13 protein-coding genes, 1 tRNA gene, 1 rRNA gene and 1 riboswitch are annotated in these 14,943 nt (G+C 44.6%); of the genes, 3 read left to right on the top strand and 12 right to left on the bottom strand.

The window, feature by feature from the left end:
* Window positions 1–7 precede the first annotated feature (7 nt).
* Genes OCU74_RS16140 through choV form a run of 3 tightly spaced genes read left to right on the top strand, consistent with a single transcriptional unit; the run spans window position 8 to window position 3,075 of the window.
* On the top strand, window positions 8–961 hold the full coding sequence (locus OCU74_RS16140) for a choline ABC transporter substrate-binding protein (RefSeq protein WP_087482031.1): 954 nt from the start codon (window positions 8–10) through the stop codon (window positions 959–961).
* A 49-nt stretch (window positions 962–1,010) separates the two neighbouring features.
* Window positions 1,011–1,859 carry a choline ABC transporter permease subunit gene (choW, locus tag OCU74_RS16145; protein ID WP_390623633.1) on the top strand — a complete coding sequence of 283 codons (849 nt, stop codon included), beginning with the start codon at window positions 1,011–1,013 and terminating at the stop codon, window positions 1,857–1,859.
* A gap of 1 nt (window position 1,860) precedes the next feature.
* Window positions 1,861–3,075, top strand: coding sequence for a choline ABC transporter ATP-binding protein (choV, locus tag OCU74_RS16150; RefSeq protein ID WP_087482032.1), 1,215 nt, complete (start codon window positions 1,861–1,863; stop codon window positions 3,073–3,075).
* Window positions 3,076–3,205: 130 nt separating this feature from the next.
* Here choV and thiH read toward each other — a convergent pair whose 3' ends face one another.
* The 12 genes from thiH to rrf all read right to left on the bottom strand — a co-directional run bounded on the left by thiH (window position 3,206) and on the right by rrf (window position 14,913).
* Entirely contained in the window at window positions 3,206–4,318 is a 1,113-nt protein-coding gene (thiH, locus tag OCU74_RS16155; RefSeq protein WP_087482033.1) for a 2-iminoacetate synthase ThiH, read from the bottom strand.
* The gene (locus OCU74_RS16160) at window positions 4,315–5,100 is read right to left on the bottom strand and encodes a thiazole synthase (protein ID WP_087482061.1); all 786 of its coding nucleotides are present in this window, start codon (window positions 5,098–5,100) and stop codon (window positions 4,315–4,317) included. Before OCU74_RS16160 ends, thiH begins: the two co-directional genes overlap by 4 nt.
* Window positions 5,101–5,107: 7 nt before the next feature.
* On the bottom strand, window positions 5,108–5,317 hold the full coding sequence (thiS, locus tag OCU74_RS16165; protein ID WP_087482034.1) for a sulfur carrier protein ThiS: 210 nt from the start codon (window positions 5,315–5,317) through the stop codon (window positions 5,108–5,110).
* Window positions 5,314–6,138: a HesA/MoeB/ThiF family protein gene (locus OCU74_RS16170; RefSeq protein ID WP_234993615.1), complete on the bottom strand. Its 825-nt coding sequence runs from the start codon at window positions 6,136–6,138 to the stop codon at window positions 5,314–5,316. The genes thiS and OCU74_RS16170 overlap by 4 nt, the downstream gene beginning before the upstream one ends.
* Window positions 6,119–7,303, bottom strand: coding sequence for a thiamine phosphate synthase (gene thiE / locus OCU74_RS16175; RefSeq protein WP_087482063.1), 1,185 nt, complete (start codon window positions 7,301–7,303; stop codon window positions 6,119–6,121). Before thiE ends, OCU74_RS16170 begins: the two co-directional genes overlap by 20 nt.
* Before the next feature lie 113 nt (window positions 7,304–7,416).
* Window positions 7,417–9,351, bottom strand: coding sequence for a phosphomethylpyrimidine synthase ThiC (gene thiC / locus OCU74_RS16180; RefSeq protein WP_087482035.1), 1,935 nt, complete (start codon window positions 9,349–9,351; stop codon window positions 7,417–7,419).
* A 139-nt stretch (window positions 9,352–9,490) separates the two neighbouring features.
* A riboswitch (TPP riboswitch) is annotated at window positions 9,491–9,589 on the bottom strand.
* Between the two features lie 43 nt (window positions 9,590–9,632).
* Window positions 9,633–10,016, bottom strand: coding sequence for a fluoride efflux transporter CrcB (gene crcB, locus OCU74_RS16185; RefSeq protein ID WP_087482036.1), 384 nt, complete (start codon window positions 10,014–10,016; stop codon window positions 9,633–9,635).
* Window positions 10,017–10,117: 101 nt separating this feature from the next.
* Window positions 10,118–11,503, bottom strand: coding sequence for a multicopper oxidase family protein (locus OCU74_RS16190; RefSeq protein ID WP_087482037.1), 1,386 nt, complete (start codon window positions 11,501–11,503; stop codon window positions 10,118–10,120).
* Window positions 11,504–11,636: 133 nt separating this feature from the next.
* Complete coding sequence (locus OCU74_RS16195) at window positions 11,637–12,578, bottom strand: glycoside hydrolase family 43 protein (RefSeq protein WP_087482038.1); 942 nt, start codon at window positions 12,576–12,578, stop codon at window positions 11,637–11,639.
* A gap of 9 nt (window positions 12,579–12,587) precedes the next feature.
* On the bottom strand, window positions 12,588–13,988 hold the full coding sequence (locus OCU74_RS16200) for an MFS transporter (RefSeq protein ID WP_087482039.1): 1,401 nt from the start codon (window positions 13,986–13,988) through the stop codon (window positions 12,588–12,590).
* A 639-nt stretch (window positions 13,989–14,627) separates the two neighbouring features.
* Window positions 14,628–14,704, bottom strand: a tRNA-Asp gene (locus tag OCU74_RS16205).
* Window positions 14,705–14,797: 93 nt separating this feature from the next.
* Window positions 14,798–14,913 (bottom strand): 5S ribosomal RNA (gene rrf, locus OCU74_RS16210).
* Window positions 14,914–14,943: the final 30 nt, after the last annotated feature.

Below are 14,943 nucleotides of genomic sequence, written 5' to 3' on the forward strand. Positions count from 1 at the left end.
AAATACTATGAACTTCAGAAAATGGCCTTTAACTACCAAAATAGTAGCACTGAGCCTCAGTGCACTATTCTCTTTACAGAGTTATGCAGCAACAACCTGCGAAACCGTCCATTTTTCCGATGTCGGATGGACCGATATTACTTCGACAACAGCAGTTACCAGTGAAGTATTAAATGGTCTGGGTTACGGCACCAAAACCGATCTGTTATCGGTTCCTGTAACCTATTCTTCGATGGCAAACGGTGATATCGACGTTTTTCTGGGGAACTGGATGCCAACCATGGAAGGTGATATCAAAAAATATCTTGATGCCGGCAGTGTAGAAAATGTTCGTGCAAATTTAACCGGTGCAAAATATACCCTTGCTGTTCCTCAGTATGTCTACGATGCAGGTGTACATTCCTTTGCTGATCTGGCGAAATACGCGAGTAAATTCCACAATCGTATCTATGGTATTGAACCCGGAAATGACGGTAACCGACTGATTCAGGACATGATCGACACCAATGCTTTCCAACTGAAAGATTTCAATCTGATTGAATCCAGTGAAGCCGGCATGGTGTCTCAAGTCTCCCGATCTATCCGCCGTAATCAGTGGATTGTTTTCCTTGGCTGGGCACCTCACCCAATGAATACCAACTTCAAAATGGCTTATCTCTCCGGAGGTGATGATTATTTCGGGCCGAACTACGGTGGTGCCACCGTATATACCAATGTCCGGAAAGGCTACACCGCACAATGTCCGAATGTTGGAAAACTGCTCGCCAACCTGCAGTTCAGCCTAACCATGGAGAACCAGATCATGGACGGTATACTCAACAAAAAACAACCCGCACAACAGGCAGCAAAAGCTTGGTTAAAGTCGAATCCTGAGGTTTTAGATCAATGGCTTGATGGCGTGACAACTTTAGATGGTAAGCCCGGAAAAGCAGCAGTACTTCAATACTTAAACGCTCATTAATACGCAACGGACGGAGCAGGCATGACCTGCTCCGGAGAGGTACATTATTGTGAATAATCTCATCACTGACTATAAAATCCCACTGGGTCAATGGATGGAATCAGCGGTAGACTGGCTGACAATTCATGCTTCCGGACTTTTTGACATGATTTCCTACACTCTTGAAACGGTCATTATGTTTCTGGTTGATATCTTTCAGTTTATGCCACCAGCAGTTCCTATTGTGATCACTGCGGCACTGGCATGGTGGCTTCATCGTCGAGTGTCTCTGGTCATCTTTATCGTCGCTTCCTTATTGCTGATTCTGAACCTCGGCTACTGGCAGGAAATGCTGGAAACCTTTGTTCTGGTATTTGCTGCAACAACCATTTCTGTGCTTCTCGGTGTTCCTGTCGGTATTATGGCAGCCCACCGTCCATGGCTGTATACAGTCATCCGTCCGATTCTCGATCTGATGCAGACCGTTCCGACCTTTGTTTATCTGATCCCTACTTTGGTTTTATTCGGGCTTGGTGTTGTTCCCGGATTGATTTCGACCATAATTTTTGCCATTGCTGCCCCGATTCGTCTGACTTATCTGGGTATTATCCGCGTTCCGGAAGAGCTGATCGAAGCCGGAAAAGCATTTGGTGCCAGCAATATGAAGCTGCTGTTTAAAGTAGAACTACCGGCAGCAATGGCCAGCATTATGGCCGGCGTCACCCAATGCATTATGTTATCTCTTTCGATGGTAGTCATTGCGGCACTTGTTGGTGCTGATGGCTTAGGGAAGCCCGTTGTCCGGGCGTTGAATACGGTGAATATTTCTCAGGGATTCGAAGCAGGCCTGGCGATTGTTCTGGTAGCCATCATTCTTGATCGACTCTGTAAAACGCCAAATCAGGCCAAGGAGCAATAAGATGAATCAATCTGTATATAATGAATCAACCGATGCGATTGCCATTGAAAACCTGGACGTTGTTTTTGGCCGGACTCCGGAGAAAGCTCTGACACTACTTGATCAGGGAAAAACCCGACAGGAAATCATCGATCAAACAGGGCTGGTTGTTGGTGTCAATGGCGTCAGTCTAACGGTAAAAGAAGGAGAAATCTGTGTCCTGATGGGATTATCCGGTTCGGGCAAATCCAGCCTGCTCCGGGCTGTCAATGGGCTAAACCCAATTACCAGAGGTTCACTGAAAGTGAAACATGGTGAAGATTTCGTTGATGTTGCAAACTGTACACCCGACGCTCTACGCAATCTCCGGACGGAGCGTGTTTCAATGGTATTCCAGAAGTTTGCACTGATGCCTTGGCTAACCGTTGTCGACAATGTTGCATTTGGTCTTGAAATGCAGGGAATTTCGAAAAAAGAACGTCGCCAGCACGCCAGAGAAAAGCTGGAAATGGTCGGTCTGGCAGAATGGGAGAAGAAATATCCTCATGAGCTCTCCGGCGGGATGCAACAACGCGTCGGCCTTGCCCGGGCTTTTGCCATGGATAGTGACATTCTCCTGATGGATGAGCCTTTCTCTGCGCTTGATCCTCTGATTCGAACCCAACTTCAGGATGAACTGCTCACTTTGCAGAAAAAGTTAAATAAAACCATTCTGTTTGTCAGTCATGATTTGGATGAGGCATTAAAAATAGGTAATCGCATCGCTATCATGGAATCCGGGGAGCTAATTCAACATAGCCGTCCCGAAGAAATTGTTCTTCAGCCAAGAACCGATTATGTTCGTGAATTTGTTGCCCATACCAACCCATTAAATGTACTGAAAGGCCGTTCACTGATGAAACCAATTGATGAACTCGCTCATCAGGAAGGGCGCTGGCAGATTTCTCAACAGCATGATCTATGGCTGGAACATCAGCAAGGTAAGCTGGTTATTCAAGGCTCGGCTCCTGTTAAAACAATTTACTGGGATCAGGACCATGATATGGCAATGTTAGATAAGCACTCTGTCATCATTGCTTCTCCCGATATAGATATGCGGGATGCGATTGAAATTCGCTATAATACTGGCCACCCGATCGTTCTGGTTGAGAACGATGAACTGGTCGGAATCCTGAGCGATGATAATTTCTATCATGCCCTACTTGGCAAATATAATGAAACATCCAAGGCAGCTTAACTTACCGTGACATAAAAAAAGAGAAGGTATCATATGAACCTTCTCTTTTTTATTCACGTATGTTTGATGATTGAGTGATGTTTCACGTGAAACATTGCAGAATATATTTCAGATACTTTTGAAAATCTAGCTAGCCAGAGAAAACAGCATGCCAATCATGCCACACAGGTTCTAATCCTCTTTGCATGACCGCCAACTCCACCTCTTCAGCAGACCGCTCATCCCCGACACTAAATTGTTCCAATGCCAGAGTTTGATCTGCATACCCTCCGGGCTGAGTCTTCGATGCAGCAGAGATAGAAGTAATCCCAAGAGGAACCACATTATCTCTGAAACTTGGCGACTCACGTGTCGACAGGGATAATTCAACTTCAGGATCGAACAAGCGGAAAGCACATATCGTTTGTACTAGTTGTCGATCAGTCATCACAGAGCTTGGTTGAACACCACCGGTACACGGTCGTAAACGAGGGAAAGAAATCGAATAACGGGACTTCCAGTAAGTTTTTTCCAGATAAGACAGGTGTGCAGCAACATGAAAAATATCAGTCCGCCAGTCATCTAGTCCGATTAATGCCCCAAGACCAATTTTATCGATACCAGCCTTCCCAAGCCGATCTGGTGTCAGTAAGCGATATTCAAAATCTGTCTTATTACCACGTAAATGATGTTGCGCATAAGTTGATGGATGATATGTTTCCTGATAAACCATCACTCCATCCAAACCAAGCATTTTCAGTCTGGCGTATTCGTCTTCTGCTAACGGCTGTACTTCCATCGCCAGATAATTGAAATGCTGCTTTATCTGTGGCACCACCTTTTCAAAATAGGATAAACCAACTTTTGTCTCATGCTCTCCGGTCACGAGGAGAACACTATCAAACTTCATCTGTTTGATAGCTGCAATTTCAGCATCAATATCATGACTGTTCAGTATTTTTCGCTTAAGCCGGTTTTCCATTGAAAAGCCACAATAGGTGCATGAGTTAGAACATAGGTTAGATAGATAAAGTGGGATATAGAATCCCACCGTATTACCAAACCGCTGTCTGGTCAGAGCCATCGACTGTTGTGCCATTTGCTCAAGATAAGGCTCAGCAGCGGGAGAAATCAGCGCCTTGAAATCTTCCAAAGAACGTCTGGTTTTTCTCAGGGCCAGAACGACATCAGCAGCTGTTTTACTATAGACAGAGAGACGAATATCATCCCAGTCAAGCTGATTGAACACATCCAGAAAACTCATGCGTCCTCCTCCAGAAAATCAGTCAGAGGGCTGGTTGCCATTGCAAAAGATGATGAGGAGGCAATTCCAGCTTCATAGGCAAGGCGCCCGGATTCAACAGCAAGCTTCAATGCTTTAGCCATCATAATAGGATCGGCAGCACTCGCCATGGCAGTATTAATTAAAACAGCATCGGCTCCCATCTCCATCGCCAAAGCAGCATGTGATGGCGCACCGATTCCAGCATCAACAATAACCGGAACTTTGGCTTGTTCAATGATAATTTCAAGAAATGATTTCGCCGCCAACCCCTGATTTGATCCAATCGGTGCACCAAGCGGCATTACAGCAGCACAACCAACTTCTTCAAGCCGTTTGCATAAAACCGGATCAGCATGGCAGTAAGGTAAAACGACAAATCCACCTTTTACCAGCATCTCTGCGGCATACAATGTTTCCATGGGATCAGGCAATAAATATTTCGGATCCGGATGTATTTCAAGTTTTATCCAGTTAGTCCCTAACGCTTCCCGGGTTAGATGCGCAGCAAAGATCGCCTCTTTCGCCGTTTTTGCACCGGAAGTGTTCGGGAGTAAGTGAATATTTAACTCTAGCAGTGGTGTCAGAATATTATCATGGTGAGATTCCAGATCGATCCGCTTGAGAGCCATGGTTGTCATTTCTGATCCGGAGGCCTGAATTGCTTTAGTCATCATTTCAGAGCTGGCAAATTTACCGGTTCCGGTAAATAAACGGGAAGCGAACGTTCTGTCTGCAATTTTTAACGGTGTTCTGTTTATCATTTTCAATTTAACCTCCGGCAATCACCTGGAACAGAGAAATCTGATCGCCATCATTTAGAGTTGTCATCTGCCAGCGACTTTTCGCGATGACCTGTTCATTGAGTGCAAATACACATCCCTTTTCTGGAAAACCGATATCACTGATAAGCTGAGCGAGCGTGGTACCGGCAGAAAGGGTATAAATAGTCTGATTCAGCGTCACTTGAATATCTATCATGATTCCACCTTCTTATGAGCATCTTTGTCTACCGAATCACCACAGACAGGACAATTCATATCTTTTTCAAAACGAAATGATCTCAACTGCATTTCCTTTCCGTCAAAATGGAAAAAATCATTAGCTTTTAAAGATGGTTTGTTTTGTATCTCATGGTGAGATTCATTCATCCCGGCAAGTAATTCCCGTATTACCTGAAGTGCTTGCAAAGAAGCAATAGCACCAACAACCGGACCAAACACACCAGATTCACTACATCGCGAATAAGAGTCTGAGACTTCATCATCAACCAGACAGCGATAGCAAGGTTCTTCATCCCGATAGCGATAAACGGATAGCTGCCCATCCCAGCCAATAGCAGATGCAGAAACAAGTGTCGTCTTCTGCTGATAGCAGATTTGATTTACCTGATGGCGAGTAGGAAAATTGTCACTACAATCGATCACAACATCGGCTAACATCACTTCAAGCCGAAGCTGTTCACTATTCAGTTTTTTACCGATCGTCCTTATCCTGCATTCATGATTCAGTCCACGAAGCTGATTTGATAACGCAGAGACTTTCTTTTTCCCTACATCACTTTCCCGGTAAGCAATCTGCCGATGCAGATTACTGACTTCAACTTCATCATGATCGACCAATACAATTGAGCCAATCCCTGCTCCCGTAAGATAAAGTGACACGCCAGTTCCTAACCCACCACAGCCAACAATCAATACCTGCTTTTTCTTCAGTTCGTATTGTCCTGTTTCGCCTATATCTTCTAAAGCAATCTGTCTTTGGTAGCGGAGGAAAGCCTGATCATTGAGTAATGGCATCATGTTTCCTCCTGAATTGAATTACTTGTTGAAAAGCATCGATAGCAAGAGCTGTATTTTCAGCTTGTGTAATGGCTCGAACAACAGCCAGACTAGAAACTCCCTGCTCTAAGACAGTGGCCGCGTTATGTAAATTTATCCCACCAATAGCAACGGTCGGAATCGAACGATTTCGGTCATTTGCGATTGAATCAACCAACTGTTGATACAACTTCAAACGAACAAGACCTTGAGGTTTAGATGGCATCTGTTTGGTTGTAGTCGGGAAAATATGCCCTAAAGCGATATAACTCGGACAAAGTTGTTGTGCTTTAAGAATCTCCCAATAGCCATGCGTGGAAATCCCCAGCCTGATCCCAGCATCACTGAGTGCCTGAATGTTTGCAGTACATAAATCTTCCTGCCCCAGATGGACACCAAAAGCCTGATATTGAATTGCCAGCTTCCAGTAATCATTGATAAAAACCTGAGCCCGATGTTCTTTCCCCAACAAAATAGCTTGCTTAATTTGTTGTTCAAGATCAGGCTGAAGCGGATTTTTAATCCGAAGCTGGATTGTCTTAACACCTAATCGCAGTAATTCATCCACCCACTTCACATCATCAACCACAGGATAAAGCGATAAATCCGCTTCATCTACTGCTCCAAATTTGTAGCTTTGATGAATCACATCTGTTGTTGATGATGAAATCTCAGGAAAGTCATGAAAATTTCGGGGCCATGTTTCACGTGAAACATTACAAAGTGAGCGAGCAATGATTAAAGCATCTTCACATGGAAAATCTAAAATCAGCAGCACGCTCAACCAAGCTAAATGCCTCTGAATAAACTGATGAGGAAATTGCTCAGAAATAGAAGCAGCGGAGGAAAGAGTACGAATCTCATCAGATACCTCCCATAATTCAGAGATAGACCGATTCGGCTGTGGTGCATACGCGATAAATATATTTTCCACGTCATCACATCTCTCTGTCTGAGAAAAATCCTCTTTCCCGGTTATCTGTTCACAATAGTGAATATGATAATGACTCTGAAAGTTCTGATGTTCAGAGATAGAACAGCCTCGGCTACTCTCCATTGTCACAAGAGTCACTGTTTTATCTTCTGAACAAATAGATACAGCACGTTTTCCTTCAATAATCTGGCCTTCAATAAACTGGATAGCCATTTCCGGAGCAGCTAATCCTTCTATCTGTGCAACTCTCAGAACATGATGAATTTCATTGGACACTGCTTTGATGACATCAGGAGTTAACCAACTCTCAGAAATACTCAGAGCAATCATGATTCCTCCTGATCTACATACTCAGCCAGATGATAGAGTTCAGAACCCTGAGCTTTAAACTCCTGAGACTTCTGTTTCATTCCTTCCAATGGATTGTCCAGCACCTGAATATTGACGGAATGACCATCCTGCTGGGATTTAGCATAATCACGCACTTCCTGAGAGATCTTCATTGAGCAGAATTTAGGTCCGCACATTGAGCAGAAATGAGCGACTTTTCCTGATTCCTGCGGTAATGTTTCATCATGATAGGCACGAGCAGTTACCGGATCTAAGGACAAGTTGAACTGATCTTCCCAACGGAATTCAAACCGGGCTTTTGATAAAGCATTATCTCTGATTTGCGCCCCCGGATGCCCTTTAGCCAGGTCTGCTGCATGAGCAGCAAGCTTATAGGTGATTAATCCGGTTTTAACATCTTCTTTATTCGGCAATCCCAAATGCTCTTTTGGCGTCACATAGCAGAGCATTGCACAGCCATACCAGCCAATCATTGCGGCACCAATCCCGGAAGTAATATGGTCATACCCCGGAGCAATGTCTGTTGTCAGCGGACCTAATGTATAAAAAGGAGCTTCTGAACAGTGGCGAAGCTGTTCCTCCATATTTTCTTTGACCAGATGCATCGGTACATGTCCTGGACCTTCAATCATGACCTGAACATCATATTCCCAGGCAATTTTCGTCAACTCTCCCAATGTTCTTAACTCAGAAAATTGGGCTTCATCATTGGCATCAGCAACGGAACCAGGTCTGAGTCCGTCCCCTAAAGAAAGTGATACATCATACTGAGCACAAATTTCACAGATATCTCTGAAGTGGGTATACAGGAAGTTTTCTTCATGATGTGCCAGACACCATTTGGCAATAATTGAACCACCACGAGAGACAATTCCGGTCACCCGTTTCGCAGTCATAGGAACATAGCGCAGCAACAGACCCGCATGAATAGTAAAGTAATCAACCCCCTGTTCAGCCTGTTCAATTAATGTATCCCGCATTACCTCCCAGGTCAGATTCTCTGCAACACCATTGACCTTCTCCAATGCCTGATACATCGGAACGGTCCCGATCGGAACCGGACTATTACGCAGAATCCATTCTCTCGTTTCATGAATATTCCGCCCGGTAGAAAGGTCCATCACCGTGTCTGCTCCCCAGCGCGTTGACCAGACCAGCTTCTCAACCTCTTCTTCAATTGAAGAAGTTACAGAAGAATTACCGATATTCGCATTCACTTTCACAAGGAAGTTGCGACCGATAATCATGGGTTCTGATTCAGGATGATTAATATTCGCTGGAATAATTGCCCGCCCTTCAGCAACCTCGCGCCGGACAAATTCCGGTGTAATCTCTTCCGGCAGATGGGCACCGAAATTTTCTCCCGGATGTTGTCGATTCAGTTGTTCATCACGATACTGTTGACGTCGCATGTTCTCGCGAATCGCAATAAACTCCATCTCTGGCGTCACGATTCCCCGCCGGGCATAGTGAAGTTGAGTGACACGAGTATCCACGAGTGCTTTACGGATTTTCGGCAGATGACCATACCGCAGTGAGTCAAGAGTGGTATCAGCAAGACGCTCACGGGCATAATGAGATGTCATCTGATCAAGGACTTCAGTATCACTCCGCGCTTCAATCCATGACTCTCTCAGAGCCGGCAACCCCCGATAAACATCTATCGTATATTGAGGATCGGTGTAAACACCCGAGGTATCATAGACACATATGGGTTCATTAGGTTCATAAACGGGACTACCTTTCGCTCCACCGACGAGACTATCCGCCAGTTGGATTTCTCTCATAGGAACCCGGATATCCTCCTGAGAACCCTGAATATAAACTTTTGATGAATTGGGATAAGGGGTCGACTGGATATTTTCAATAAATTGCTTAGCTTCCAGTCTGGATTGTTTACGGCTCGACATGCATTTTTCTCCAATAAAATGAGTAAGAAAGAAATGCTTGACGGAAAGATGCGTATTACAAGAGGAGAAAATCAATTCGCAAGAAAGCGATAGTGCAGATCTTCGGACAATAGAGAGGCTGATGAAATGAGATATAGCCTGAATATTCTCTCTTGTTCCCTTCGCAGATTTTAATCTGATCAGGTTCAACGGATCCCGAATAAACGGTCTCAGCCTTATGGCACTCCGACAAGTAGAAACATTATAGGGAATGGCTTTTATTTAACCAAGTAAAAAATAAGTTAACTTCTAGCGACCAGCTGAAAAGCAACCCAGGCGGCTGAAATACTCAAAACAACATTCAGCAGAATATTCAAACCAACTTTGATAAATGCTCCCTGCTGCATCAGCAGAACATTATCCATAGAGAAAGTAGAAAATGTTGTCAGCGCGCCAAGAAAGCCTAACCCTATCACCTGACGCCATGGTTCAGCCGAAAGGAATTCCGCCTGAATCGCTGCAACTAAAAGTCCCATAATAAAAGAACCAAGTATGTTAACGGTCAATGTTCCATAAGGAAAACCCCGGCCAAACAGAAACACACACAGTTCCGAAATTAAATAACGGGAGCAGGCACCAAATGCACCACCAAAAGCAATAAAGCCAAGAACGGAGAACTGACTCATCATTATTCCTTCACTAAAAAATACTAAAATGTGGTTCTCAGCCGTAAAAAAGCTGAGCCCAATCGACCACAAAATCTTATATCATGAAAAAGTTACAGGGGTCACTTTACTTCAATGTATCCCATCAACCCGGTTTTCATATGCTCAATCACATGACAATGGTACATCCACCGTCCCGGATTATTCGCGACAAAAGCTGCTTTAGCTGTCCCATTTTTACCTAATAAGACAGTGTCAGTATGAAAAGGCTGATCCAGTTTTTTTCCATCTAACTCCAACACCAGAAACGTGTGTCCGTGAAGATGGATAGGATGATGGTACTGCGTGACATTCCGGAGATCAAAAATATAACTTTTCCCCAGATCTAGGGTTGCAAGTGGTTGAGGAATATTATCGGCACTCATACCTTCCCAGGCCCGTTTGTTCATCAGCCAGAATTGGGGAATTGCTTTACCGTCAGCATCCGCCGGAGAAATCGCGCCCTGCCATTCAAACACGAAATCAATTTCCTCAGCATGAGCTAAATCAACCGCCGGGATCGGATTTAAAGGCAATACAGGTAATGATCGTTCACCAGAAAAAGAGGACTCAACACAAAGAAACTCACACAATGGGAAGGCAAATTTCCCTTTCATATAACGAATATAAACGTGTTGTCCTGCATCCGGAGCTATCAGGCCAATATCAAGCCGCATTCCTGGCCCCAGAGGATGCTCAGTTAATCGAACCGGTTCAGATACGGGATTTCCATCAATAGCCAGAATCCAGGCTTCACAGCCTTCTACAGTGACGGGATAAGTCCATGTATTATCCACATTCGCAATTCTGATTCTTGCCGTACCATGGGCCTTCAATTGATACTCTGGCAGATGACGTCCATTCACCGTCCCCCACTCTCCCGGAGTTCCCATTCGGGCACTATAGCGAGGAACCATCAATTGCTTCCACTGCCCTTGCTTATCCAGATGCCAGTGCTTCAGCATCAGGCTCACTTCCTGATCAAAAACGACCGGCACCTTCTCTTCAACAATAATCAGCCCGACTAATCCCATCCCCAACTGCTCCACACTATTCATGTGCGGGTGATACCAAAAAGTACCGGCATCCGGCGGCGTAAATTCATAAATGAATGTTTCACCCGGCATAATCGGAGGCTGAGACAAGAAAGGAACACCATCCATTTCAATGGGAATTCTCAGACCATGCCAGTGAACCGTCGTTGGTTCATTCAATAGGTTGGTAAAACGAATAGTAACTTTCTCTCCCTGACGACAACGGATTTCAGGAGCTGGTATTAACCCGTTAAACCCCAGAATATCCGTCTTATAACCGGGAACTAACTCAGATTGCGCAGGCTGTGCAGTCAAATCATAGATATAACCATCTTTAGATTTAGCAACTGAGCGGGTTACCGTACAGGCAGGAAGAAGGCTCAGAGCTCCCATTGCGAGAGAAGTCTGGAGAAAATTGCGACGAGAAATATCCATAATTCATCATACTGTATCCAAGGAATAGGATTAGTGTAACGAATAATATCAGCTAACAGCAAATAAGAATCGTTCTTAAAGGCAAGAAAAAGAGAAGGAAGTCAAATGACTCCCTTCAGATTAGATCAATGTCCTATTCTGCCAGACCAAGCACAAGCTGATCACCGTCCCAGGAGATCTGTTTCATCCGGGTATGGCGGTTAGGATCCCACAACGGATCCCCATCAATCTCCGTATAGTCTCGAGCATGATAAACCAGGATATCATTTCCCTGTTCGTCCTTAGTAAAACAACTATGTCCGGGACCAAAAATATGCTCACTGGTATTGGTGACAAAGACTGGCTGTGACGATTTATGCCAATTTGCCGGCTCGAGTAAATCCGCATCCTCATCAGCTTGTAAAACGCCCATGCAGTAACGCTCATCTGTCGCACTGGCAGAATAAGTCAGCCAGACTTTTCCGTGGCTAATCAGAATATACGGACCTTCATTGACCATAAAGCCCTGTATTTCCCAGTCAAACTCAGGTACTGACAAACGGCTGGCAGGTAACTTTAATGTTGTCGGGGATAGCATTTCAGCAATATATAAATTGGAATTACCTGCAATGGAATCCTCTTTCTGTGCCCAGACATAATAACGGGTTCCCCGGTGCTCAAATGTCGTTGCATCCAGACAGAATGAATCCATCCCGGAATCAACCTGCCCGCAAAAAGTCCAGTGTTCTGCCAGAGGATTCTCTCCGTCACAGCGAATAACATACATACGGTGCTGAAACAGCCCATTTTTGATTTCGCGACTCGGCGCAGCTGCAAAATAGATGTACCAGGCTCCATCAATCATATGGATCTCCGGAGCCCAGATTAAATCAGAGTAAGGGCCATAATCCGGCTTTTGCCAGACAGTCACTATCTCATTCGTTACTGCCAGATCAGCAAGTGTTTTTGCTCTTCTCAGCTCAATGCGATCATATTCCGGAACAGATGCAGTGAAATAATAGTATCCATCATGGTGAAGATAGACATGTGGATCAGCTCTCTGCTCAATGACCGGGTTTTTTATCTTTAATACCATGTATTATCCTCATTTTGCCGGTGCCGATATTGGCGTTTGCTCATTGACTCCATCGATTCCTTCACCAATATCTGAACTCTGTACGCCCTGATGAATCATGGTGTCGTAATAGCTGTCTGTAACCTTATAGCGGAACATCAGTAACCCCATGATCAAATGAAACACACCGGGAATCACAGTGAGCATCAATGCAATTCCCGTTAATGCAAAACTGGATTGCTCCTGATTCGGAACATAATCAAAGAAGGTCAGTAACCATCCAACAATGGCTCCGGCAATCCCCATTCCAAATTTCTGACAGAATGAAACGCCACCAAACGATAGCCCTGAGACGCGCTGGCCTAGCTTAAATTCACCATAATCAACGGCTTCAGCAATCGCAGACCAGAATACGGGAGCATGTAAATCAACAATGAAAGAAAGCAGAAAATAAAGAATAAAAGCGAGGACGAAGTCAGACTGCCCTACGGAAAAATAGAGAATCGCACTCAGGATCATCACTGCAATCTGGCTATAACGGAATAGCTTAATCTTACAGTAGTATTTTGTTATCCAGGTCGAGGCAACCATAGCCAGAATAGCGGCTACAACCCCTGTCGCCAGAAATGCAGAAATCGTCGCAGCATCTCCTCCCAGATAGTACTTGGCATAATATGCAGCGACTGAACCTCTCACTGTATAGCCGACCGTCCCCGTAACACAGACCAGACATAATATGACCCACTGGTCGTTGTTTATCAGTGATTTCATCTGCTGAGTAAATGGTTGTTTCTCTACGACATGTTCTATTCGTTCTGTCGTCGTGAAATAACAGAATAAGAAAAGTAATGTTCCCATTAAGGCCATTAGCCCCATGGAGTACTGATAGCCCGTCTGAATGTTTTCACTCCCCCATTGCTCAGAGAGTAAGGGAACGATAATTGTCACCAGAAATGCTGCAATTTTCGCAAAGAAAAGACGATATCCATTGGCTGATAATTTTTCTTTCGGATCATCGGTAAGAACACTAATCAAAGAAATATACGGAATAGTGACGGCCGTAAACATCACCGTTACGAAAATATAGGTCGCATAGGCGTACACTAATTTCTCGTTATAAGCCAAATCTGGCGTACTAAAGGTCAGAAACACCGAAATACCAAAGGGAATCGATAAAAACAGCATATAAGGACGATAGCGCCCCCAACGTGTATTAATTTTATCAGTGATCATCCCCATTACCGGATCAGTCACAGCATCAATCAGGCGAACAACAATAAATAGCATCGCCAAATCACTAGCTTTTATGCCAAAGATATCAGTGTAAAAAAATGTGATGATAAGCATCATTGATGATATCACCACATTAACAGCCATATCTCCGGCACCAAATCCAACTTTCTCAAGAACAGAGAGCTTAAACTTATACATGGTAAAGAACCTCGTTCAGATAGAAATAATAATCAGTATGTTAACGACTTCGAACTGGGATTATTATCTGAACGACGAATGCCATCAGCTGCATAATATACAAATTTTATAAATCAGCCGATATGTCCATCTATATAGCTATTCTCACTAAAACGATTCTTTTTATATCACCAATATTATCGGTATCTGGACGTTGCACAGATAAAAGCTTGAGTTGAAAGATGGGAGAGCAGGAAACAAGCGTGACAGGCCGCGGTCTTTTCTATAAAAGGCAAACCTACTGAACCTGTCGCCAGAACGTAAAAAAGCCCCAGTCTTGCAACTGAGGCTTCAATAAGTGGCGGAGCGGACGGGACTCCCTTTCCGTTTAAAAAAACAGCGCGACCCCCGGCGTGACAGGCCGCAGTCCTTTCTATAAAAGGTGAACCCACTGAACCCGCTGCCAGAACGTAAAAAAGCCCCAGTCTTTCAACTGAGGCTTCAATAAGTGGCGGAGCTGACGGGACTCTCTCTCCATTTTAAAGAACAGCGCTCCCCCCGGCGTGACAGGCCGCGGTCCTTTCTATAAAAGGTTAACCAACTGAACCTGCCGCCAGAATGTAAAAAAGCCCCAGTCTTTCAACTGAGGCTTCAAATAAGTGGCGGAGCGGACGGGACTCGAACCCGCGACCCCCGGCGTGACAGGCCGGTATTCTAACCAACTGAACTACCGCTCCACTTTTCAATCTGTCTGCCAAATCAAGTCTGATGCAACTGCTGCTTCATTTAGCTCGGTTCTTATCTTCTCAAAGACAAAAAACATAATGTAAGCCTGGCGATGACCTACTCTCACATGGGGAGACCCCACACTACCATCGGCGCTGTTTCGTTTCACTTCTGAGTTCGGCATGGAATCAGGTGGGTCCAAAACGCTATGGCCGCCAGGCAAATTCTTCTAATCCGGAAAGCTGTATTC

It is taken from the genome of Vibrio mangrovi, assembly GCF_024346955.1.
GTDB lineage: Bacteria > Pseudomonadota > Gammaproteobacteria > Enterobacterales > Vibrionaceae > Vibrio > Vibrio mangrovi.